This window comes from Ramlibacter cellulosilyticus (assembly GCF_014297465.1).
In the GTDB taxonomy this organism is placed as follows: domain Bacteria; phylum Pseudomonadota; class Gammaproteobacteria; order Burkholderiales; family Burkholderiaceae_C; genus Ramlibacter; species Ramlibacter cellulosilyticus.
Genome location: NZ_JACORT010000017.1, coordinates 1 through 20,419 on the forward strand (window position 1 = coordinate 1; position 20,419 = coordinate 20,419).

Consider the following 20,419-nt stretch of genomic DNA (forward strand, 5'->3'; position numbering starts at 1 on the left):
CAGCCTGAACCTGTTCGAGAAAGTCCCTCTGGAACGGCTATTGAGCGAGGTGTCGCTCTACGATGAAAGCGACGGCTCCCCCGCCCAACTGCCTCTCCTTTGAAATCTCCGGACAGGCATGGGCTTGACCCGCAATCCATGGGGCGTCCGCAGGAGACGCCTCATGGATCCCGGGTCAAGCCCGGGATGACGTGCTTCCGGCCCTCAGGAGAGGGACTGGATCAACGCGATGTACTGCTTCTTCGCATCATCGCTCGCGGTCCCCTTGAACCCGTTCCACGCGTCCCACTTGGCGCGGCCGATCATGTCGCCGAAGCCCGGCTTCTTCTCGGTGTTGTCGCCCACGGTCGCCTGCTTGTACAGGCCGTAGATCTTCAGCAGCGTGGTGTTGTCGGGGCGCTGCGACAGCTTCTTGGAATTGGCGACGGCGGCTTCGAAGTCGGCGTTGAGGTCGGCCATGGGGTCTCCATCTCGTTCGTTGGGGCGGCTATCTTAATTTCAGCGCCGACGCCAGAATAGGGCGCCACACCAAAAACACGAGGGGACGCATGCCGATCAAGCGCGCCGGCGAGAGCATGTCCAAGGTGGACACCGCGTGGCTGCGGATGGATTCCGCGAGCAACCTGATGGCGATCCTGGGCGTCTGGACCCTCCGGCCGCGCGTGGGCTACGAGGAGCTCTGCGCGCGCATCGAGGAGCGCCTCCTGAAGTACGACCGCTTCCGCCAGCGCGTGGAGGAGGACGCCACCGGCGCGCGCTGGGTGGACCACGAGGTGGACATCCGCCAGCACGTGGTGCGCGAGAAGCTGCCGCGGCACCGGCATGCCGACGCGCAGGCGGCGCTGCAGCACCGCATCGGCGAACTCGCCATGGTGCCGCTGGACCGCGCACGGCCCCTGTGGCAGATGCACCTGGTGGAGGACTACGACGGCGGCAGCGCGCTGATCGTGCGCATCCACCACTGCATCGCCGACGGCGTCGCCCTGATCCTGGTGACGATGTCGCTGGTCGACGGCGGCCTGCCGCCGCCGCAGCGCAAGCGGCGGGCCCGGGCCGATGGCACGCAGGAGTGGCTCGCGCAGCACCTGGTGCAGCCGCTCGCCGGGCTCGCGGTGAAGGCGCTGGATGCCGCCGGGGAGAACGCGGCCAGGACGCTCGCGATGGTGCTCGACCCCGGCAAGGGCGCGCACGCCTCGCTGGAACTCGCCCACCTCGGCTACCAGCTGGTGAGCGATGCGCTGGCGCTGCTGCTGATGCCCGACGACTCGCCGACGCGCCTGAAGGGCAAGCCGGGCAACCAGAAGCGCGTCGCCTGGTGCCCGCCGCTGCCGCTGGACGAGGTCAAGGAAGTCGGCAAGGCCCTGGGCTGCTCGATCAACGACGTGGTGCTCGCCTGCGTGGCCGGTGCCATCGGGCAGTACCTGCGCGCGCAGGGCGACGACGTCGACGGCGTCGAAGTGCGCGCCATGGTGCCGGTGAACCTGCGTGCCCCGGAGCAGGCCTGGAAGCTGGGCAACCATTTCGGCCTGGTGCCGCTGGTGCTGCCCGTGGGCATCGCCAACCCGGTGGAGCGTGTCTACGAAGTCCGCAAGCGCATGGCGGCGCTCAAGGGCAGCACGCAGCCCCTGCTGGCTTTCGCCGTTCTGGCGATCGCGGGACTGCTCGTGAAGCCGGCGCAGGATGCCGTGCTGGACCTGTTCCGCCGCAAGGCCACCGCCGTCATGACCAACGTCCCCGGGCCGAGGGAACGCCTCGAGCTCCTGGGCGCCACGCTGCAGGACTGCATGTTCTGGGTGCCGCAGTCCGGCGACATCGGCCTGGGCGTGTCGGTCCTCAGCTACGCCGGCGGCGTGCAGTTCGGCGTGATGTCGGACACGCTGCTGTGCCCGGAGCCGGAGCGCATCATCGAGCGCTTCGCGCCCGAATTCGAGCGGCTCGCGCTGATCACGATGATGCTGCCGTGGCCCGGCGAGGAGGTGGCTAGGCCTCCTGCTTCAGCCGCAGCGTGAGGAACTCCGCCTCGTAGTCGCGACCGAGCTGGACCTTCTGCTCGTCGCCCAGCACCTCGCCCGCCTGCGGGAAGAACTTCTGCTCCTCCTCGTTCAGGTGGTGCTCGATCTTGTCGCACAGCTTCTGGCAGCACTCCTGCCATTCGGCCGCATGGGGGTCCACCTCCTCGAGGTGCTCCACCATCTCGTCCATCTCGTGGTGTTCCGCGATGGCGTGGCGCGACAGGTCCACGGACTGGTCGAACTCGAACAGCGGCACGTAGAAGCAGCGTTCCTCCGCGGTCTCGTGCGCGGCCAGTTCGGCCTTGAGCTCCTCGAAGACGTGCTGCCGCTCCTCGCTGGCCGGCTTGCTCGCGAGCAGGCGCGCGGCCAGCTCGCGCTGGGTGGCGTGGCTCACGAGCAGCGCCTGGAAGATGTTCCTGGGTTCCATGCCCGGCATTCTTCACGGCGGCCGAGCCTCGGCCTGTAGTCTGGCGACGCGTCCCGCCGTCAGGCGGCCTTCAGCTCTTCCCGCGCCATCTCGACGTCCAGCCACTCCTTGGCGTCCAGCGGTTGAACGGCCGCCGCCTGCTGGTACAGGCGCGTCGCCTCCTTCATCTTCTTCTCGCCTTCCATCATCACGAGCCCGTTGGCGTACTCGATCAGGGCGATGGGCGAGCGCGGGTGCAGGCGCAGCGCCTCCTGGAACAGCTGCAGGCCCGCTTCCTTCTTGGCGCCGTAGGTCATGCCGCCGATCAGCGAACCGACCTTGTCGATCACCTCGGCGTGGAAGGCCGCGAGGGCCACGTGCGCGTCGGCGTGCTGCGGCTGCAGGGCGATGGTGCGTTCGAGGCAGGCCTTCACCTTGCTGCCCAGGCCTTGCGCCAGCGCCTTGGCGACGCTGATCGCCTGGCTGTAGCGACCGAGCGCGTACGCCTGCCAGTACCACGCGTTGGCGTTGTCCGGTTCGGCCTCGCACTGGCGCTCCGCGCGCTGCGCCGCCTCCTGGAACAGGTCCAGCCGGTTCCTTTCCTTCTTCTCCAGGTAGTTCGCGTAGATGCAGGTGGCCTTGTTGGCGGCGGTGATGCCGCCGCCGCCCGCGGCAAGGCCGGCTTCGACCGCCTGCTGGAACTCGCCGTTGTGGAACAGCACCCAGGCCTGCAGCACGCCGGCGTCGGCAGGCAGCGGCTCGGCGTCTCCCGCATGCAGCCGCGGCCACTCGCGCGTCACGCTGGTGGCGTCGTGCCGGTAGCTGCCCGGCTGGGGGAAGGCCGTCCACTTGGCCATCTTGTCTCGCCCTTCATCCCTGGGCCATCCGCTTCAAGCGGGCGGCGGGTTGCCGCCATACGCGCCGGCCAGCTGCAGCAGGTGCGTGCGTTGCGCAGGTTCCAGATAGGGTACCAGCAGATGGAGGACGTGGTTTGCGCCCCGCAGCAATGCCTGCTGCGCGCCGGCGCCTTCGAGCGCGTGGCGCGGGTCGCGCACGTACTCGAAACTCAGCCAGTAGGTGAGCACCACCACCATGCTGGTGGCGGTGGCCTCGATCTCGCGCGAGTCGATGCGCACGGCGCCGGAGCGGCTCATGCCGTCCAGCAGGGTGCGCACGGCGCGGGTCTTGTCCTTCAAGACCGCCTGGAAGTGGGTCTCCAGGCGGCGGTTCTTCGAGAGCAGGTCGTTCAGGTCGCGATAGAGGAAGCGGTACTGCCAGATCCGCTCGAAGAGGGTGTGCAGGAAGAACCAGGCGTCCTCCACGTTGCGCACGTCGTCGGCCGCATGGAGCAGCTCGTTCAGCGAGCGCTCGTACCGGTCGAAGAGGCTGTTGATCAGCTCGTCCTTCGCCGGGTAGTGGTAATACAGGTTGCCGGGGCTGATGTTCAGTTCGGCCGAGATCAGCGTGGTGGACACGTTCGGCTCGCCGAAGCGGTTGAACAGGTCCAGCGTGACCTCCAGGATGCGTTCGGCGGTGCGGCGCGGGGCTTTCCTGGCCATGGTGCTCAGGCGGGCTGCAGCTTGCGTTCGAGCTCGTCGAGCACCTGCGACAGGTGCTGCAGCGCGGAGCCGAGGCGGCGCGGCTGCCAGGGCTGCACGAGCACGCGGCCTTCGTCGTGCAGCGCGTGCGTGCGCAGCGCGATGCCGTGGCGCGCCAGCCGCGGGGCGAGGCTCGCCTCGTGCGAGCGCAGCCAGGCGCGGGTCTGCTGGTACGCGTGTTCCGCCATGCGCCGCCGCTGGCCGAAGCTGAAGGGATTGGCGCCGAACAGCTCGCGGTCCTGCGCGTCGGGTTCGACGAGCACGATGTCGGCGCCGGGCCAGCGCCGCGCATAGTCCTTCATGCCCAGGGCCAGCCGCGAATGGATCATGGTGCGGAAGGTCTGGCTGAGGACGGCGGCCAGCCCGCCCTGCGCGATGTCCGGCACGTCGAAGGGCACGAGGGGGTTCACGCACAGCACGAGGTCCGCCCCGTCGGCGAGCGCGGCCGACGCGTGCATGGTCTTGGTCAGCGCGCCGTCGACGTAGGCGCGACCCTCGATGGTCACGGGCGGGAACAGGCCGGGCAGGGCGCAGGTGGCCTGCACCGCGCGCGACACCGGCACGTGGTCCCAGCCGGGGCTGCCGAAGGCGACGGCCCGGCCGGTGTCCAGCTCGGTGGCGAGCAGGGTGAGGCGGCCGTGCAGCGCGCGGAAATCGTTGCTGCGCCCGGGCACGGAGAACAGCGCCGCCAGCCGGCGGTGGATCTCCTCGTTGGAGAAGAGGCCCGTGGGCAGCAGCGGCGCCATGCCTTCCAGCGCCTGCAGCCACGCCTTGCCGCCCCAGGTGGCCTGCCAGCCGGCGGCGGCTGCCAGTGCCGGGAGCCGGCGCAGGCGCCTGCCGTATTCGCTCCAGGCGGGAACCGACAGCCAGGCCGGGTCGAAGACCTCGGCCGCGCGGTCGTTGTTCTCGATGAAGCCGGCGCACATCTCGCGCGGGCGGATGCCGTTGGCCAGCCCGGCGGCGATGAAGCCGCCGGCGGAAACGCCGACGTAGTGCTGCAGGCCCGTGAAGTCGACGCCTTCGAGGCAGTCCTCGAGCGCGCACAGCGCGCCGATCTCGTAGATCGCGCCCAGCGGGCCGCCGCCGGCCAGCGCCAGCCCGATGCGCGGCGGCCGGGCCGCCTCGGCGCGCCGCCGCACGTTCAACCGGCGGCCTTGCGCGCCGGGGCGCGCTTGCGGGCGACCGCCTTCGTGGCGGGCGTCCGCTTGGCCGCCGTCTTGCGCGCGGAACCGCCGCCCTGCAGGGACGCCACGGTGCGCTGGAGCTCGTCGATGCGCTTGACCAGCGCGTCGACGTCGCGCGAGGTGGGCACGCCCAGCTTCTTCAGCGCCTTGGAGACCCGGTCCTCGAAGATGCCTTCGAGCTTGTCCCACTGGCCGGACGCCCGGGTGGACAGGTCCGTGGCCATCGAGGACATGCGGGTGGTGGCCTCGGAGAGCTTGCCCTCCGCGACGGCCTGCGTGCGCTTCTGCAGGGTCACGCCTTCCTTCACCAGCGCCTCGAACACCTTGCCGCCTTCCTCCTGCGCCTTGGAGAAGGCGCCGAGTCCCGCCAGCCAGATCTGCTGCGCCGATTCCTTGACGGTGGCCGCCAGCTGGGTGCTGGACGCCGCCTTGGCGCCATCGCCGGATTTCTGCAGTTTCTTCACCATGGGCTTCTCCTGGGGGGTTGTGCCACGGAATGTAGCGTCCCCGCGGGGGATGTGTAGGTGGCGCTTCCTAATGCAGAATGATCTGGGACAAGTCGAGAGGAGATTGTGCGATGCACTACTTCGTGACCGGGGCGACTGGCTTCATCGGCAAGCGGCTCGTGCGGAAGCTGCTGGAACGCAAGGGGGCGGTGGTCTCCTTCCTGGTGCGGCGCGAGAGCGAGGGCAAGGTGGCCGAGCTGCGGGAGTTCTGGGGCGTCGGCCCGGCGCGCGCCGTCCCCGTCTTCGGCGACCTCACGCAGAAGAAGCTGGGCGTCGCCTCCGAGGACCTGAAGAAGCTGAAAGGGCAGGTGGACCACGTCTACCACCTCGCCGCCGTGTACGACCTCGGCGCCGACGAGGAAAGCCAGGTGGAGGTGAACATCGCCGGCACGCGCAACGCGGTGGAGTTCGCCAAGGCGATCGACGCGGGCCACTTCCACCACGTCTCCTCCATCGCCGCCGCCGGCCTCTACGAAGGCGTGTTCCGCGAGGACATGTTCGAGGAAGCGGAGAACCTCGACCACCCGTACTTCCGCACCAAGCACGAGAGCGAGAAGATCGTGCGGCAGGAGAGCAAGGTGCCGTGGACCGTGTACCGCCCCGCCATGGTCGTCGGCGACAGCCGCACCGGCGAGATGGACAAGATCGACGGCCCCTACTACTTCTTCAAGCTGATCCAGCGCATCCGGCAGCTGCTGCCGCCGTGGATGCCCAGCATCGGCCTGGAAGGCGGGCGCATCAACATCGTGCCGGTGGACTACGTCGTGGCGGCGCTGGACCACATCAGCCACCAGGACGGCATCGCCGGGCGCGCCTTCCACCTCGTGGACCCGCAGGGGTACCGGGTGGGCGACGTGCTGGACATCTTCAGCCGCGCGGCCCACGCGCCGCGCATGAATCTGTTCGTCAACGCGGCGCTGCTCGGGTTCATCCCGCGCAGCGTCAAGAAGGGCCTGCTGGCCATCGCGCCGGTCCGGCGCGTGCGCAACGCGGTGATGAAGGACCTGGGGCTGCCCGACGACATCCTGGAGTTCGTCAACTACCCGACGCGCTTCGACAGCCGCGACGCGGAGAAGATGCTGAAGGGCACCGGCATCGCCTGCCCCAACCTCAAGGACTACGCCTGGCGGCTGTGGGACTACTGGGAACGGCACCTCGACCCGGACCTGCACATCGACCGGTCGCTCAGGGGCACCGTGGGCGGCAAGGTGGTGCTCGTGACCGGCGGTTCCTCCGGCATCGGGCTCGCGACGGCGCACAGGTTCGCCGAGGCGGGGGCGACCACCCTCATCTGCGGCCGCGACCAGGACAAGCTGGACGAGGCCTGCCGCGAGGCGGAGGCGAAGGGCTACCGCTTCGTCGCCTATGCGGCCGACATCGCCGACATGGCCGACTGCGACCGCTTCGTGCAGCAGGTGCTGAAGGACCATGGGGGCGTCGACTTCCTCGTGAACAACGCGGGCCGTTCGATCCGCCGCGCCATCGAGGCGAGCTACGACCGCTTCCACGATTTCGAGCGCACCATGCAGCTCAATTACTTCGGTGCGCTGCGCGTCACCATGGGCCTGCTGCCGGCGATGGCGGCACAGCGCCGCGGCCACGTGGTGAACATCAGCTCCATCGGCGTCCTCACGAACGCGCCGCGCTTCTCGGCCTACGTCGCGTCGAAAGCGGCGCTGGACGCGTGGACGCGCTGCGCCGCAAGCGAGTACCAGGACCAGGGCATCACCTTCACCACGATCAACATGCCCTTGGTGCGCACCCCCATGATCGCGCCGACCAAGATCTACAACAACGTGCCGACGCTGTCGCCCGAGGAGGCCGCGGACCTGGTGGCGGAGGCGTGCGTCGCCAGGCCGGTGCGCATCGCCACGCGTCTCGGCGTGTCGGGCGAGATCCTGCACGCGCTGGCCCCGCGCATCGCGCAGATCGTCATGAACACGAGCTTCCGCCTGTTCCCGGATTCGGCGGCGGCGCAGGGGGACAGGAATGGCAAGCCGCAGTTGTCGGCGGAGGCCATGGCGTTGCAGCAGATGATGCGGGGGATCCACTTCTGAGCCTCGTCATCCCGCTCCCGTCCACGGCCTGCGGGGTGGGTGTGCGTGCATGCTGGGGTGCGCTTCGCGCAACCCAGCCTACGGGGCCTGCGTTGAGCGTGTGCGATGGGCGCGGCTCGTAGGCTGGGTTGCCCGCAGGGCACCCCAGCTTCCCCACCGGCCCAACGCACCCCCGGGAGGACGGGGAAGCCCGAATGAGATAATCCGCCCCGAACCGCGGCATGGGCCGCCAGGGAGTGTTGCCTCGTGATTCTCGTGACCGGAGGAGCCGGTTTCATCGGCTCGAATTTCGTCCTGGACTGGATCGCCGCCCATGGCGAGCCGGTCGTGAACCTGGACAAGCTCACCTACGCGGGCAACCTGGAAAACCTGCGCGCGCTGGAAGGCGACGCGAGGCACGTGTTCGTGCAGGGCGACATCGGCGACCAGGCCCTCGTGGAGGACCTGCTGTTGCGCCATCGCCCCCGCGCCGTGCTGAATTTCGCGGCCGAATCGCACGTCGACCGGTCCATCCATTCGCCCGGCAGCTTCATCGAGACCAACGTCGTCGGCACGTTCCGGCTGCTCGAGGCCGTGCGCGGCTACTGGTCGGGCCTGCAGGGCGAAGAGCGCGAGGCGTTCCGCTTCCTGCACGTGTCGACCGACGAGGTCTACGGCTCGCTGGCGGCCCGGGACCCCGCGTTCTCCGAAGAGAACAAGTACGAGCCGAACAGCCCGTACTCCGCGAGCAAGGCGGCGAGCGACCACCTGGTGCGCGCGTATCACCACACCTACGGGCTGCCGGTGCTCACGACGAATTGCTCCAACAATTACGGCCCGTACCACTTTCCCGAGAAGCTGATCCCGCTGATGATCGTCAACGCCCTCGCGGGCAAGCCGCTGCCGGTGTACGGCGACGGCCAGCAGATCCGCGACTGGCTGTACGTGGGAGACCACTGCAGCGCGATCCGCCGCGTGCTGGAAGCCGGCAAGGTGGGCGAGACCTACAACGTGGGCGGCTGGAACGAGAAGCCGAACCTCGAGATCGTCCACACCGTCTGCGCGCTGCTCGACGAACTGCGTCCCAAGGCCGGCGGCGGCAGCTACCAGGAGCAGATCACCTTCGTGAAGGACCGCCCCGGCCACGACCGCCGCTACGCGATCGACGCGCGCAAGATCGAGCGCGAGCTGGGATGGAAGCCCGCCGAGACCTTCGAGACCGGCATCCGCAAGACCGTGCAGTGGTACCTGGCGCACGGCGACTGGGTGCAGCGCGTGCAGAGCGGCGCCTACCGCGAGTGGATCAGCAAGCAGTACGCCCAGGCGGCGTGACGCACCGGTGAAGATCCTCCTCTTCGGCGCGAACGGCCAGGTGGGCTGGGAGCTGCGGCGCAGCCTCGCGCCGCTGGGCGAGGTGCTGGCGCTCGATCGCGCGGGCGCCGATGGCCTGGGTGCAGACCTCACGGATCCCGACGCCGTCGCACGCACGGTGCGCTCCGTGCGTCCCGACGTCGTCGTGAACGCCGCCGCCTACACCGCCGTGGACAAGGCCGAGAGCGAGGCGGACACCGCCGCCCTCGTCAACGCCGTCGCGCCGGGCGCGATGGCCGCGGCCGCCGCCGAACTCGGCGCCTGGTTCGTCCACTACTCCACCGACTACGTCTTCGACGGCTCGGGCACCCAGCCCTGGCGCGAGGGCGATCCGACCGGTCCCCTGAGCGTCTACGGCCGCACGAAGCTCGCGGGCGAGCAGCGCATCGCCGCGGCCAACCCGCGGCACCTCATCCTGCGCACCAGCTGGGTGTACGCCGCGCGCGGCGGCAACTTCGCCAAGACGATGCTGCGCCTCGCGCGCGAGCGCGAAAAGCTCACCGTCATCGACGACCAGCATGGCGCCCCGACCGGCGCCGACCTGCTCGCGGACGTCACCGCCCACGCGATCCGCAGCCTCGCCGCAGGCAGCGGCCGCCCCGGCACGTACCACGTCGCCGCCGCCGGCGAGACCACCTGGAACGGCTACGCGCGCTTCGTCGTCGGCCAGGCGCTGCAGGCCGGAGAAAACCTCAAGGCCGGGCCCGAGCAGGTCGCGCCCGTGCCCACGTCCGCGTTTCCGACGCCTGCCCGGCGCCCGCATAATTCCCGGCTGGACACCAGCAGCTTCCGCAGCACCTTCGGCCTGGTGCTCCCCCCCTGGCAGCAGGGCGTGGAACGGATGCTGCAAGAAACCCTCCGAACATGACGCGACGCAAAGGCATCATCCTGGCAGGCGGCTCCGGCACGCGACTGCATCCCGCCACCCTGGCCATGAGCAAGCAGCTCCTGCCGGTGTACGACAAGCCGATGGTGTACTACCCGCTCAGCACGCTGATGCTCGCGGGCATGCGCGACATCCTGGTGATCAGCACGCCGCAGGACACGCCCCGCTTCCAGCAGCTGCTGGGCGACGGCTCGCAGTGGGGCCTGAACCTGCAGTACGCGGTGCAGCCCAGCCCCGACGGCCTGGCGCAGGCCTTCATCATCGGCGACAAGTTCGTGGGCCAGGACCCCGCGGCGCTGGTGCTGGGCGACAACATCTTCTACGGGCACGACCTCGCCCCGCTCACGCGCGAGGCCGATGCGCAGGAGAGCGGCGCCACCGTGTTCGCCTACCACGTGCAGGACCCGGAACGCTACGGCGTGGTGGCCTTCGACAAGGACGGCAACGCGACGAGCATCGAGGAGAAGCCGGCGCAGCCCAAGAGCCACTTCGCCGTCACCGGCCTGTATTTCTACGACAACCAGGTGGTCGACATCGCCAGGTCGGTCAAGCCCAGCGCGCGCGGCGAGCTGGAGATCACCGCGGTGAACCAGGCCTACCTGGAGCGCGGGCAGCTCTCGGTGAAGATCATGAAGCGCGGCTACGCGTGGCTGGACACCGGCACGCACGAGAGCCTGCTGGAAGCCAGCCAGTTCATCGCGACGCTGGAGCACCGCCAGGGCCTCAAGATCGCCTGCCTGGAAGAGATCGCCTGGCGCGCGGGCTTCATCGACGACGCCCAGCTCGAGAAGCTGGCCGCGCCGCTGAAGAAGAACGGCTACGGCCAGTACCTGCTGCACGTGCTGCGCGAGGGCCATCGTTCCCTTTGAGCGGGGTGCACGAGCGGCCCTCCCGCCACGCTCCCGGCTGACACCATGACAGGCGAGATCCGCTCCTGGGGCCTTCCCGGCCCCTTCCGTCATCGCTTGCTCGCGCCCGCGAGCGCGCGCGAGGTCTCGCTGCCTTCGGACGACTGCTGGGTGGCGCACGGCAACGGCCGCAGCTATGGCGACGTCGGCCTGAACGACGGCCACACCCTGGTGCAGACGCGCTGGCTGGACCGCTACGTGGACTTCGACGACGAGGCGGGAACGCTCACCTGCGAGTCGGGCGTGCTGCTGGCGACGATCGTCGAGGACTTCCTGCCGCGCGGCTGGTTCCTGCCCGTGGTGCCCGGGACGCGCCACGTGACGGTCGGCGGTGCCATCGCCAACGACGTGCACGGCAAGAACCACCATGCCATGGGCAGCTTCGGCGACCACGTCGAGTGGCTGCGGCTGCTGCGCACCGACGGCACGGTGCTGGAGTGCTCGCGCGAGGAGAACGCCGACTGGTTCGCGGCCACCGTGGGCGGCCTCGGGCTCACGGGCCTGGTCACGCACGCGCGCCTGCGTTTGCGCCGCGTCGCTTCGGCGTGGATGACGGTCAGCGCGCAGCGCTTCGTCGGGCTCGACGCCTTCTTCGATCTCAACGCCCAGGCGGAAGCGAAGCACGAATACGCGGTCTCCTGGATCGACTGCCTCTCCGGCGCCGAGGGCCTGCGCGGCGTGCTGCTGGCCGGGGACCACGCCTCCGAAGGTCCGCGCCCGGGCGCGCCGCTGTTCCCGCCGCCGCCGCGGCGCGTGGGCTTCCCCGTCACGCCGCCCATCTCGCTGGTGAACCCGCTGTCGCTGCGCCTGTTCAACAGCGCCTACTTCCATCGCGCACCGAAGCAGGCGACGTTCGCGCAGGAAGCCTGGGGCTACTTCTGGCCACTGGACCGCATCGAGCACTGGAACCGGATCTACGGCCGCCACGGCCTGCTGCAGTACCAGTTCGTCGTGCCGCCCGCCGTGGCGCGCGACGCCATCCGCGAAGTGCTGCGCCTGCTGCAGGAGCGCGGCACCGGCTCCTTCCTCGCGGTGCTCAAGACCTTCGGCGACCGGCAGGCGCCGGGCATGCTGTCCTTCGCGCGCCCGGGCCTCACGCTGGCGCTGGACTTTCCCAACACGGCCAAGGTGCGCGCCCTGTTCGAAGACCTGGACCGCCGTGTCGCCGCGGCCGGGGGCGCCCTGTACCCCGCGAAGGACGCGCTCGGTTCGCGCGCGCTGTTCCACGCCGCCTATCCCCGCTGGGCCGCGTTCCAGCGGTATCGGGACCCCGCCGTCTCCTCCACCTTCGCCCGGCGCATGGAAGCCGCACGATGAACATCCTGATCTACGGCGCGACCTCGCGCATCGCGCACGAGTGCGCCCGCCTCTGGGCCCGCCAGGGCCACCGCCTCGTCCTGCTCGGACGCGATGCCGCGCGCCTGGAGCCGGTGGCGGCGGACCTGCGCGTGCTTGCCGGCGACGCGCAGCGAGTCGCTTCCGGCGTGCTCGATCTCGGCGACGAGGCCGGCTTGCGCGCGCGCATCGCGCAAGCGGATGCCGCCGCCGGCGGCTTCGACGTCGTGCTGGTCGCGCACGGCTGGCTGCCGGAGCAGCCCGCCGCGCAGTCCGATCCCGCGCAGCTGCGCCTGGCCGTCGAAGCCAACGCCCTGTCGGTGGCGCAGCTGTGCGAAGCCGTCGCGCCGCTGATGGAAGCGCGCAAGCGGGGAACCATCGCCGTGATCGGCTCGGTGGCAGGCGACCGCGGGCGCCAGTCGAACTACATCTACGGCGCGAGCAAGGGCTTCGTGGAGCGCTACTGCCAGGGCCTGCGCAACCGCCTGCACGCGGCCGGCGTCCAGGTGGTGCTCGTGAAGCCAGGCCCGACGGACACGCCGATGACGCGCGGCATGGGCAGCGCGCCTGGCCGGCTGGCTTCGCCCGTCGCGGTGGCCGCGGACATCGTGCAAGGGATCGGCCGCGGCCGGGCCGTGGTGTACACCCCCGGCATCTGGCGCTGGATCATGACGGTGATCCGCTGGATCCCGGAAACGCTCTTCGTGCGCCTGAAGCTCTGAGCCGATGCCGGTTCCCACGATCCACGTCCTCCTGGCCACGTACAACGGAGCACGCCACCTTCCCCGCCAGTGGGCGAGCCTGCAGGAGCAGGAAGGGGTGGACGTGGTGGTGCACGTGGCGGACGACGGGTCCACCGACGGCACGGCGCGGTTGCTGGACGAACTCGCCGGGCAGCCGCGCGGCGCCATCCGCGCCGTGCACCGGCTCGCGGCGCCGCCGCGCCGTTCGGCCACGCGCAGCTTCCTGTTGCTGCTGGTGCAGGCGCTGCAGGACCCGCGGGCGCAGTGGTTCGCCTACTGCGACCAGGACGACGTCTGGCTCCCCGGCAAGCTGCAGGCGGCCCACGCCGCCCTCGCCGCGAAGGAGGGCAGTACCGAACCCGCGCTGTACGGCGGCCGCACCTTCGTGGTGGACGACGACGACCAGGACCGCGGCTTGTCCCGCGCATTGCGCCGTCCCCCGTCATTCCGCAACGCCATCACGCAGAACATCATGGGCGGCAACACCATGCTGCTGAATCGCGCCGCTGCCTCCCTGGTGGCCGGCTGCGTCGACCTGGAGCTCGTGACGCACGACTGGCTCACCTACCAGCTCGTCACCGGCGCCGGTGGCCATGTTCACCACGACGCGCGCCCCTTCGTGCGTTACCGTCAGCACGGCGGAAATGCGATCGGCAGCAACATCGGGTGGCGCGCGCGCTGGGCGCGGCTGGTGATGGTGCTGCAGGGGGAATACCGGGCGTGGAACACCGTGAACGCCGCGGCCCTTGCGCAACGCAGCGAGGTGCTCACGCCGGAGAACCGCGCCGTGCTGGAGGCCTTCGGGCAGGCGCGCACGGCGGCGACCCCCTGGCGGCGCGCCCTGTGGCTTGCACGCAGCGGCGCCTACCGCCAGAGCCCGCCGGAGCAGGCCATGCTGTGGGTCGCCTGCATTCTGAGACGCTTGTGACCGGCCGCGCGGAAGGAATCCGCCGCCGCGGATGCGAGAATCCGCGCCGGGAGGAAAGAAGAGGTTGATGGAATGCTGATCCTGCTGCTTCTCAGCGGGCTGCTGTCTTTCCTGGGCTGCGCCGCCCTGCTGCGCGCAGGCCAGGAGAGCTCTCGCAAGTACTGGCTGCTCGAGGACGTGCCGCAACGCTTTCACGTGGGCCACGTGCCTCGCCTGGGCGGGGCCGCGATGCTGGTCGCCTGCCTCGGGGGCTGGGTGTGGATGGCGCTGTCGCAGCCGGTGTTCGGCGTGACCAACAGCATCCCCATCGCCCTGGGCGACGCCCTCGGGTATTGCGGCATCGCGCTGCTCGCCACCGTCACCGGCCTGCTCGAAGACGTGACGCACGCCATGCGACCGCGCTGGCGCATGCTGGGCACCTTCCTCGCCGCCTTCCTCGCCGCCCTGCTGTTCGGCATCGCCGTCCCGCGCATCGGCATTCCCGGCCTGCAGGAGATGTGGGGTGCCATGCCCTGGCTGGGGATGGCGCTGGCGCTCTTCGCCGTGGCGGGACTGCCGCATTCCATCAACATCATCGACGGCTACAACGGCCTGGCGGGCATCCTGACCCTGATCTGCTGCATGGCCATCGTGTACGTCGCGCTCGCCGTCGGCGACCGGCAGCTCGCGGGCGTGATGGTGGTCCTGGCCGGCGCCACCGTGGGCTTCCTGCTGTGGAACTATCCGCACGGGCTGATCTTCGCCGGCGACGGCGGCGCCTACCTCTGGGGCGGCGTGATCGCCCTCGGGTCCGTGCAGCTGGCGCAGCGCCACGCCGACGTGTCGCCCTGGTTCCCGGTGCTGCTGCTGGCCTACCCGATCTGGGAGACCATCTTCTCCATCTGGCGCAAGCGCACCATGGGCCGCTCGCCCGGGCTGCCGGACGGCCTGCACTTCCACCACCTGATCTTCCGGCGCGTGGTGCGGCACGTCTTCCACGACGACGACGCGCGGCGCATGCTGATGCGCAACAACCGCACCTCGCCCTACCTGCTGGCCTTCGTCGTGCTCAGCGCGATCCCGGCGACGCTCTTCTACCAGAACACCCCGGTGCTGATCGGCTTCATCCTGCTGTTCGTGATCACCTACCTCTGGGCCTACTACAGCATCGTGCGCTTCCGCACGCGGCGCTGGCACCGCTTCCTCCAATCCCGGCGCTAGCGGGGCATTTGCCGGCTTGCGGCAAAATCGGGGCAACCCCCGGTTTTCCCCCATGAACGACGTCAACCACATCGCCCCGCGCGACAAGGCCGAGATCCTGGCCCAGGCGCTGCCGTACATCCGCCGCTTCCATGGCAAGACCATGGTGATCAAGTACGGCGGCAACGCCATGACCGACCCCGAGCTGCAGGCCGACTTCGCCGAAGACGTCGTGCTGCTGAAGCTCGTTGGCATCAACCCCGTCGTGGTCCACGGCGGCGGCCCGCAGATCGAGCAGGCCCTGAACCGCCTGGGCAAGAAGGGCGAGTTCGTCCAGGGGATGCGCGTCACCGATGCCGAGACCATGGAAGTGGTCGAGTGGGTGCTCGCGGGCGAGGTGCAGCAGGACATCGTCGGCTTCATCCACAAGGCGGGTGGCCAGGCGGTGGGCCTCACCGGCCGCGACGGCGGCATGATCCGCGCGCGCAAGCTGAAGATGGTCGACGCCAAGGACCCGTCGAAGGAACACGACGTGGGCCAGGTCGGCGACATCGTGGAGATCAACCCCGGCGTGCTGAAGGCGCTGCTGGAGGACAACTTCATTCCCGTCGTCAGCCCCATCGGCTTCGGCGACGAGAACGAGAGCTACAACATCAACGCCGACGTCGTGGCGAGCAAGCTCGCCGAGGTGCTGAAGGCGGAGAAGCTGGTGCTCCTCACCAACACGCCCGGCGTGCTGGACAAGGCGGGCCAGCTGCTCACCGACCTGTCGGCGAAGCAGATCGACGGGCTCTTCGCGGACGGCACGATCTCCGGCGGCATGCTGCCGAAGATCAGCGGCGCGCTGGACGCGGCGAAGGCCGGCGTGAACGCCGTGCACATCATCGACGGCCGCGTGCCGCATGCCATGCTGCTGGAGATCCTCACGGACCAGGCCTACGGCACCATGATCCGGGCGAATTGACCCACCCCCGAAGCGCCTTCGGCGCCTCCCCCTCAAGGGGGCGCCCCCAGCGGCCCGGCAAAGCCGGATCCGCGGCGGCACTGAAAGGAAACCAGATTCAATGAGGTTGTTGTTAGTCGAAGACGACGTGATGGTGGCCAGCGGCATCAAGCTGGGCCTCAGCAACGCCGGCTATGCCGTGGACTGGGTGGGCAGCGGCGAGCGGGCGGAGGAGGTGCTGCGCACCGAGGTGTTCGACGCGGCCATCATCGACATCGGCCTGCCGAACATGGACGGCCTGGAGCTCACGCGGCGCCTGCGCCGCCCCGAGATGGCGAGCCATCACCTGCCGGTGCTGATCCTGACCGCGCGCGACGCGCTGCACGACCGCGTGCAGGGCCTCGACCTCGGCGCGGACGACTACATGATCAAGCCCTTCGAGCTGCCGGAATTGCTCGCGCGCCTGCGCGCGCTGCTGCGGCGCTCGCAGGCGGCCACGTCCGCGGTGCTGAGCTTCGGGCCGATCGAGCTGGACACGGCGAACCGGCGCGCCAGCGCGCAACGCAATGGCCAGTCGGTGCCGATCGAGCTGGGGCCCCGCGAGTGGACGGTGATGGAGTACCTCCTGATCAACGCGCCCAAGCCCGCGAGCAAGGACAAGCTGCTGCAGGCCCTCACCGGCTGGGACAAGGAGATCACGCCGAACGCGGTGGAGGTCTACATCTCGCGCCTGCGCGGCAAGCTCGAACCGTACGGGGTGGCGCTGCGCTCGATCCGTGGCTTCGGCTACCGGCTGGAGCTGCGTCCCACCGAGGGCGAGTGAAGCTCACGCTGCTGCCCGACGCGCCCGCGGCCGGCGGCGGGCGCACGCGCGAGGTGCGCGGCGTCACCTCGGGCCTGCGGCGCAGGCTGCTGGTGCTGCTGATCGCGCCGCTCACCCTGCTGGCGGTCGTCAACGCGTGGCTGGAATTCCGCTCCGCCGACAACATCGCCACGCAGCAGGACCAGCGCCTGCTGTCCCTCGTCCCGCTGGTGGCCGATTCCGTCATCGGCCAGACCACCGACAGCCCGCTGCTGATGCTGGCGCCGCCGGTGGAGGAGTTCCTCAAGGAGCGCGCCGGCTCCGCTGCGTACGCGCTGCTGGACCCCGATGGCCGCCGCCTGCATGGCGACGCCTGGCTGGAAGGCCTGCCGCCCCCGGACAGCTCGCCGGAGGTGCACAGCGAGGAGCACGACGGCGCCACCTGGCGCATCGTGCGCCAGCGCCAGCCCACCGTGGTGGGCGAGGTGGTGGTCGTCGTCGCCGACAGCTCCGACCCGCGCCAGCAGTGGGCCCGCTCCATCCTGTTCCGCGTGCTGCTGCCCAACCTGGTGCTGATCGCGGCGGCCGCCTTCGCCGTGCGCTGGGCGGTGAAGCAGGCGCTGAAGCCGCTGCTGTCGCTGAAGGAAGCGGTGGAGCGCCGCTCGCCGCGCGACCTGAGCGCCATCGACGAGGGCGCTTCGCCCGAGGAAGTGCGCCCGCTGGTGGAGTCGCTGAACCGGCTGTTCGGCCTCGTGAACGCGCAGGCGGAAGGCCAGCGCCGCTTCGTGGCCGATGCCGCGCACCAGCTGCGCACCCCGATCGCCGGCCTGCAGGCGCAGGTCGAGGCCTGGGCCCAGGCGGCGAACGCCGCGCAGCAGGCCGGCACGCTGGCGCTGCCCACCGAGCAGGTCTACAAGCTGCGCAGCGCCACGCGCCGCACCTCGCAGCTCGCCAACCAGCTGCTGGCGCTGTCGCGGGCCGACGCCCGCGGCATGCACTCGCAGCCCGAGCAGCGGGTGGACCTCAAGTCGCTCTGCGAGGACGCCCTCGAAGCCCACCTCGATGCCGCGACCGGCCGCCGCATCGACCTGGGCCTGGACGCCCACCCCGTCCAGGTGATGGGCCACGAGTGGCTGCTGCGCGAGCTGCTGTCGAACCTGGTCGACAACGCCGTGAAATACAGCCACGAAGGCGGCGCCGTCACCATTCGTTGCGGCCGGCGCGGCAGCACGCCTTTCCTGGAGGTGGAGGACGACGGACCGGGGGTCGCCGTGATGGAACGGCCGCGGATCCTGGAGCGCTTCTATCGGGTGCAAGGCACGCAGGGCGAGGGCAACGGGCTGGGCCTGGCGATCGCCGAGGAGATCGCCCGGGTGCACGGCAGCCACCTCCAGCTCCAGCCCGGCGCGGGTGGCCGTGGCTTGAAAGTCACACTTCCCCTCCCGGGGTGAGCACGTACTCGCGGAGCAATCCCGCGGCGTGGATGGGCTGGCGAGCGCTCACGGTCGGCTATGCGAGAATCATTTTGCAACCGCTGACCTAGCCAACATGTCCCACGCCGAGCTCGATACCCCCGATCCGATCCCTGCCGGCGGCGACACGCCGGCCGCGGCGCGCAAGCGCCCGAAACCGGGGGAGCGGCGGGTGCAGATCCTGCAGGCGCTGGCCACCATGCTGGAGCAGCCCGGTGCCGAGCGCATCACCACGGCCGCCCTGGCCGCCCGCCTGGACGTGAGCGAGGCCGCCCTGTACCGGCACTTCGCGAGCAAGGCGCAGATGTTCGAGGGGCTGATCGAGTTCATCGAGCAGAGCGTCTTCAGCCTGATCAACCAGATCACCGAGCGCGAGCCTGCCGGCGCCGGGCAGGCGGGGCGCATCGTGTCCATGCTGATCCAGTTCGCCGAGAAGAACCCGGGCATGACCCGCGTGATGGTCGGCGACGCCCTGGTGTTCGAGAACGAGCGCCTGCAGCAGCGCATGAACCAGTTCTTCGACAAGGTGGAGTCCTCGCTGAAGCAGTGCCTGCGCAGCGCGGACGGCGCCACGCCGACGGTGGACGCGCAGGTGCGGGCTTCCGTCCTGACGGCCTTCATCGTGGGCCGCCTGCAGCGCTTCGCGCGCTCGGGGTTCAAGAGGGTGCCGTCGGAGCACCTGGAGCAGGCGCTGTCGCGCATGCTGTAACCTCCGCGTGCGCCGCCCGGTGGGGTTCGCTTCGCTCACCACCACCCTACGAAGACCGAAGAAGCGCCGCGCTCCGATGTAGGGTGGCGCGGCAACGCCGCGGAAGGTGAGCGCCAGCGTTCGAGCGCCGCCCCCGCGGCGCGTAGCCCGAAGAGAAGGCAAAGCCGAGCCTCGGACACCCCACCGATCGTTCCCATGCTCCGCATCCGCCTCGCCGGCCACGACGCCCTCCTGCATCCCACCGGTGCCCTCCACCTCTGCGCCGAACGCACGCTCCTCGTCGCCGACGCCCACTTCGGCAAGGCGGTGAGCTTCCGCAAGCTCGGCGTGCCCGTGCCGAGCGGCACCACCAGCGAGACGCTGGACCGGCTGGACGCCGCACTGGCGGACACCGGCGCGACCCACGTCGTCTTCCTGGGCGACTTCCTCCATTCCGTGCGCTCGCACAGCGCCGGCACGCTGGGCGTGCTGCGGGCCTGGCGCGAGGCGCGTGGCGACCTGCAGCTCACGCTGGTCCGCGGCAACCACGACGACCGCGCCGGCGATCCGCCGGCCGACCTGCGCTTCAGCGTGGTGGACGAGCCGCTGCGGCTGGGTCCGTTCGCCCTGTGCCACCACCCGCGGCCGGTCGCCGGCGCGTATGTGCTCGCCGGCCATTGGCACCCGTGCATCAGCATCGCCGGGCGTGCCTTCGAACGGCTGCGCCTGCCGTGCTTCTGGCTCGGCGACGACACGGGCCAGCTCCCCGGGCAGGCCGTGGGGATCCTTCCGGCATTCGGCAGCTTCACCGGCATGCACCGCATCGAGCCGCGTGCCGGCGACCGCATCTTCCCGATCGCCGGCGAGACGGTCCGCGCGCTCCCCGTCCTGCCTGTGCCGTAAAGGCCGCGTCGGTGCGGCGCTGACACGCAGCGTCGCCCGCATCCGTCGAGGCGCATCGCCGCTCCAGCTTGCAATGGCAAGGTCGTCCTCGTTCCAGGGAGAAACCGAAATGAAGATCGCCTTCGTCGCCGCGGCCTGCATGCTGGCCGCCTCCGCCTTTGCGCAGAGCAACGTGTCCTCGTCCACCGGCGTGACCGTGACCTCGGGCACCGGCGTCGTCGTGACGCCCGGCGCGCCGAGCGCCAGCGTGACCGTGATGCCGTCCACCGTGTCGACGGTGACCGACCATGCGCTGCTGCCCGGCGGCGCGATGGTGCAGCGCAGCTCCACGACGGTCCTCGGCGGCCCCGCGCCCGGCGTGTCGGGCACGAAGACCGAGATCACGACCTACTGGGCGAACGTGCCGGCCGACGCGTCGCGCGACGCGAGCTTCCAGCGCTGGCAGCGGCTGAAGTAAGGGAGGGGAGGGTGCTGGGGTCGCCTGCGGCGAACCCAGCCTGCGGTCGGTGAAGTAAGGGA

The 20,419-nt window shown here is 70.1% G+C and carries 21 protein-coding genes; 15 read left to right on the forward strand and 6 right to left on the reverse strand.

What is annotated here, in order from left to right:
• Positions 1 to 204: 204 nt before the first annotated feature.
• The gene (locus tag H8N03_RS25330) at positions 205 to 459 is read right to left on the reverse strand and encodes an acyl-CoA-binding protein (RefSeq protein WP_187079032.1); all 255 of its coding nucleotides are present in this window, start codon (positions 457 to 459) and stop codon (positions 205 to 207) included.
• A gap of 89 nt (positions 460 to 548) precedes the next feature.
• Between H8N03_RS25330 and H8N03_RS25335 the strand changes: the two genes are divergently transcribed.
• Positions 549 to 2,009, forward strand: coding sequence for a wax ester/triacylglycerol synthase family O-acyltransferase (locus H8N03_RS25335; RefSeq protein ID WP_255428398.1), 1,461 nt, complete (start codon positions 549 to 551; stop codon positions 2,007 to 2,009).
• Here the strand turns inward: H8N03_RS25335 and H8N03_RS25340 are convergent.
• Genes H8N03_RS25340 through H8N03_RS25360 form a run of 5 tightly spaced genes read right to left on the reverse strand, consistent with a single transcriptional unit; the run spans position 1,981 to position 5,667 of the window.
• Positions 1,981 to 2,439 carry a hemerythrin domain-containing protein gene (locus H8N03_RS25340; protein ID WP_187079033.1) on the reverse strand — a complete coding sequence of 153 codons (459 nt, stop codon included), beginning with the start codon at positions 2,437 to 2,439 and terminating at the stop codon, positions 1,981 to 1,983. The genes H8N03_RS25335 and H8N03_RS25340 overlap by 29 nt on opposite strands.
• A gap of 59 nt (positions 2,440 to 2,498) precedes the next feature.
• Positions 2,499 to 3,275 carry a tetratricopeptide repeat protein gene (locus H8N03_RS25345; protein WP_187079034.1) on the reverse strand — a complete coding sequence of 259 codons (777 nt, stop codon included), beginning with the start codon at positions 3,273 to 3,275 and terminating at the stop codon, positions 2,499 to 2,501.
• Between the two features lie 33 nt (positions 3,276 to 3,308).
• A complete protein-coding gene (locus tag H8N03_RS25350) occupies positions 3,309 to 3,977 on the reverse strand; it encodes a TetR/AcrR family transcriptional regulator (RefSeq protein ID WP_187079035.1) in 669 nt (222 codons plus the stop codon).
• Between the two features lie 5 nt (positions 3,978 to 3,982).
• Positions 3,983 to 5,155, reverse strand: a complete 1,173-nt coding sequence (locus H8N03_RS25355) for a patatin-like phospholipase family protein (RefSeq protein WP_187079113.1) — start codon at positions 5,153 to 5,155, stop codon at positions 3,983 to 3,985.
• A 2-nt stretch (positions 5,156 to 5,157) separates the two neighbouring features.
• Positions 5,158 to 5,667 (reverse strand): phasin family protein, encoded by a 510-nt coding sequence (locus H8N03_RS25360; protein WP_187079036.1) that lies wholly within the window; start codon positions 5,665 to 5,667, stop codon positions 5,158 to 5,160.
• Between the two features lie 110 nt (positions 5,668 to 5,777).
• Here H8N03_RS25360 and H8N03_RS25365 point away from each other — a divergent pair, with 110 nt between their 5' ends.
• The 14 genes from H8N03_RS25365 to H8N03_RS25430 all read left to right on the forward strand — a co-directional run bounded on the left by H8N03_RS25365 (position 5,778) and on the right by H8N03_RS25430 (position 20,357).
• Positions 5,778 to 7,763 carry an SDR family oxidoreductase gene (locus H8N03_RS25365; protein WP_187079037.1) on the forward strand — a complete coding sequence of 662 codons (1,986 nt, stop codon included), beginning with the start codon at positions 5,778 to 5,780 and terminating at the stop codon, positions 7,761 to 7,763.
• 246 nt (positions 7,764 to 8,009) lie between these two features.
• On the forward strand, positions 8,010 to 9,074 hold the full coding sequence (gene rfbB / locus H8N03_RS25370) for a dTDP-glucose 4,6-dehydratase (protein ID WP_187079038.1): 1,065 nt from the start codon (positions 8,010 to 8,012) through the stop codon (positions 9,072 to 9,074).
• A gap of 7 nt (positions 9,075 to 9,081) precedes the next feature.
• On the forward strand, positions 9,082 to 9,981 hold the full coding sequence (gene rfbD / locus H8N03_RS25375; RefSeq protein ID WP_187079039.1) for a dTDP-4-dehydrorhamnose reductase: 900 nt from the start codon (positions 9,082 to 9,084) through the stop codon (positions 9,979 to 9,981).
• On the forward strand, positions 9,978 to 10,868 hold the full coding sequence (rfbA, locus tag H8N03_RS25380) for a glucose-1-phosphate thymidylyltransferase RfbA (RefSeq protein ID WP_187079040.1): 891 nt from the start codon (positions 9,978 to 9,980) through the stop codon (positions 10,866 to 10,868). The genes rfbD and rfbA overlap by 4 nt, the downstream gene beginning before the upstream one ends.
• Positions 10,869 to 10,913: 45 nt before the next feature.
• Positions 10,914 to 12,224, forward strand: coding sequence for an FAD-binding oxidoreductase (locus H8N03_RS25385; protein ID WP_187079041.1), 1,311 nt, complete (start codon positions 10,914 to 10,916; stop codon positions 12,222 to 12,224).
• A complete protein-coding gene (locus H8N03_RS25390; RefSeq protein ID WP_187079042.1) occupies positions 12,221 to 12,964 on the forward strand; it encodes an SDR family NAD(P)-dependent oxidoreductase in 744 nt (247 codons plus the stop codon). The genes H8N03_RS25385 and H8N03_RS25390 overlap by 4 nt, the downstream gene beginning before the upstream one ends.
• Positions 12,965 to 12,968: 4 nt before the next feature.
• The gene (locus tag H8N03_RS25395; protein ID WP_187079043.1) at positions 12,969 to 13,913 is read left to right on the forward strand and encodes a glycosyltransferase; all 945 of its coding nucleotides are present in this window, start codon (positions 12,969 to 12,971) and stop codon (positions 13,911 to 13,913) included.
• Between the two features lie 72 nt (positions 13,914 to 13,985).
• Complete coding sequence (locus H8N03_RS25400; RefSeq protein ID WP_187079044.1) at positions 13,986 to 15,113, forward strand: glycosyltransferase family 4 protein; 1,128 nt, start codon at positions 13,986 to 13,988, stop codon at positions 15,111 to 15,113.
• A gap of 52 nt (positions 15,114 to 15,165) precedes the next feature.
• The gene (gene argB / locus H8N03_RS25405; RefSeq protein ID WP_187079045.1) at positions 15,166 to 16,056 is read left to right on the forward strand and encodes an acetylglutamate kinase; all 891 of its coding nucleotides are present in this window, start codon (positions 15,166 to 15,168) and stop codon (positions 16,054 to 16,056) included.
• A 100-nt stretch (positions 16,057 to 16,156) separates the two neighbouring features.
• A complete protein-coding gene (locus H8N03_RS25410; RefSeq protein WP_187079046.1) occupies positions 16,157 to 16,858 on the forward strand; it encodes a response regulator transcription factor in 702 nt (233 codons plus the stop codon).
• Positions 16,859 to 16,911: 53 nt separating this feature from the next.
• Positions 16,912 to 18,288 carry a sensor histidine kinase gene (locus H8N03_RS25415; protein WP_187079114.1) on the forward strand — a complete coding sequence of 459 codons (1,377 nt, stop codon included), beginning with the start codon at positions 16,912 to 16,914 and terminating at the stop codon, positions 18,286 to 18,288.
• Between the two features lie 97 nt (positions 18,289 to 18,385).
• Complete coding sequence (gene slmA / locus H8N03_RS25420; protein ID WP_187079047.1) at positions 18,386 to 19,018, forward strand: nucleoid occlusion factor SlmA; 633 nt, start codon at positions 18,386 to 18,388, stop codon at positions 19,016 to 19,018.
• A gap of 195 nt (positions 19,019 to 19,213) precedes the next feature.
• On the forward strand, positions 19,214 to 19,900 hold the full coding sequence (pdeM, locus tag H8N03_RS25425; RefSeq protein ID WP_187079048.1) for a ligase-associated DNA damage response endonuclease PdeM: 687 nt from the start codon (positions 19,214 to 19,216) through the stop codon (positions 19,898 to 19,900).
• A 109-nt stretch (positions 19,901 to 20,009) separates the two neighbouring features.
• On the forward strand, positions 20,010 to 20,357 hold the full coding sequence (locus H8N03_RS25430) for a hypothetical protein (protein ID WP_187079049.1): 348 nt from the start codon (positions 20,010 to 20,012) through the stop codon (positions 20,355 to 20,357).
• Positions 20,358 to 20,419: the final 62 nt, after the last annotated feature.

Excerpts from the sequence above, each read along its gene's own strand:
- H8N03_RS25400 (WP_187079044.1), top strand. The coding sequence starts at position 13,986 with ATGCTGATCCTGCTGCTTCTCAGCGGGCTGCTGTCTTTCCTGGGCTGC.
- H8N03_RS25365 (WP_187079037.1), top strand. The coding sequence starts at position 5,778 with ATGCACTACTTCGTGACCGGGGCGACTGGCTTCATCGGCAAGCGGCTC.
- slmA (WP_187079047.1), top strand. The coding sequence starts at position 18,386 with ATGTCCCACGCCGAGCTCGATACCCCCGATCCGATCCCTGCCGGCGGC.
- H8N03_RS25395 (WP_187079043.1), top strand. The coding sequence starts at position 12,969 with ATGCCGGTTCCCACGATCCACGTCCTCCTGGCCACGTACAACGGAGCA.
- H8N03_RS25335 (WP_255428398.1), top strand. The coding sequence starts at position 549 with ATGCCGATCAAGCGCGCCGGCGAGAGCATGTCCAAGGTGGACACCGCG.
- H8N03_RS25385 (WP_187079041.1), top strand. The coding sequence starts at position 10,914 with ATGACAGGCGAGATCCGCTCCTGGGGCCTTCCCGGCCCCTTCCGTCAT.
- H8N03_RS25345 (WP_187079034.1), bottom strand. The coding sequence starts at position 3,275 with ATGGCCAAGTGGACGGCCTTCCCCCAGCCGGGCAGCTACCGGCACGAC.
- rfbA (WP_187079040.1), top strand. The coding sequence starts at position 9,978 with ATGACGCGACGCAAAGGCATCATCCTGGCAGGCGGCTCCGGCACGCGA.
- H8N03_RS25410 (WP_187079046.1), top strand. The coding sequence starts at position 16,157 with ATGAGGTTGTTGTTAGTCGAAGACGACGTGATGGTGGCCAGCGGCATC.
- H8N03_RS25360 (WP_187079036.1), bottom strand. The coding sequence starts at position 5,667 with ATGGTGAAGAAACTGCAGAAATCCGGCGATGGCGCCAAGGCGGCGTCC.
- H8N03_RS25340 (WP_187079033.1), bottom strand. The coding sequence starts at position 2,439 with ATGGAACCCAGGAACATCTTCCAGGCGCTGCTCGTGAGCCACGCCACC.
- H8N03_RS25330 (WP_187079032.1), bottom strand. The coding sequence starts at position 459 with ATGGCCGACCTCAACGCCGACTTCGAAGCCGCCGTCGCCAATTCCAAG.
- H8N03_RS25390 (WP_187079042.1), top strand. The coding sequence starts at position 12,221 with ATGAACATCCTGATCTACGGCGCGACCTCGCGCATCGCGCACGAGTGC.
- argB (WP_187079045.1), top strand. The coding sequence starts at position 15,166 with ATGAACGACGTCAACCACATCGCCCCGCGCGACAAGGCCGAGATCCTG.
- pdeM (WP_187079048.1), top strand. The coding sequence starts at position 19,214 with ATGCTCCGCATCCGCCTCGCCGGCCACGACGCCCTCCTGCATCCCACC.
- H8N03_RS25350 (WP_187079035.1), bottom strand. The coding sequence starts at position 3,977 with ATGGCCAGGAAAGCCCCGCGCCGCACCGCCGAACGCATCCTGGAGGTC.
- H8N03_RS25430 (WP_187079049.1), top strand. The coding sequence starts at position 20,010 with ATGAAGATCGCCTTCGTCGCCGCGGCCTGCATGCTGGCCGCCTCCGCC.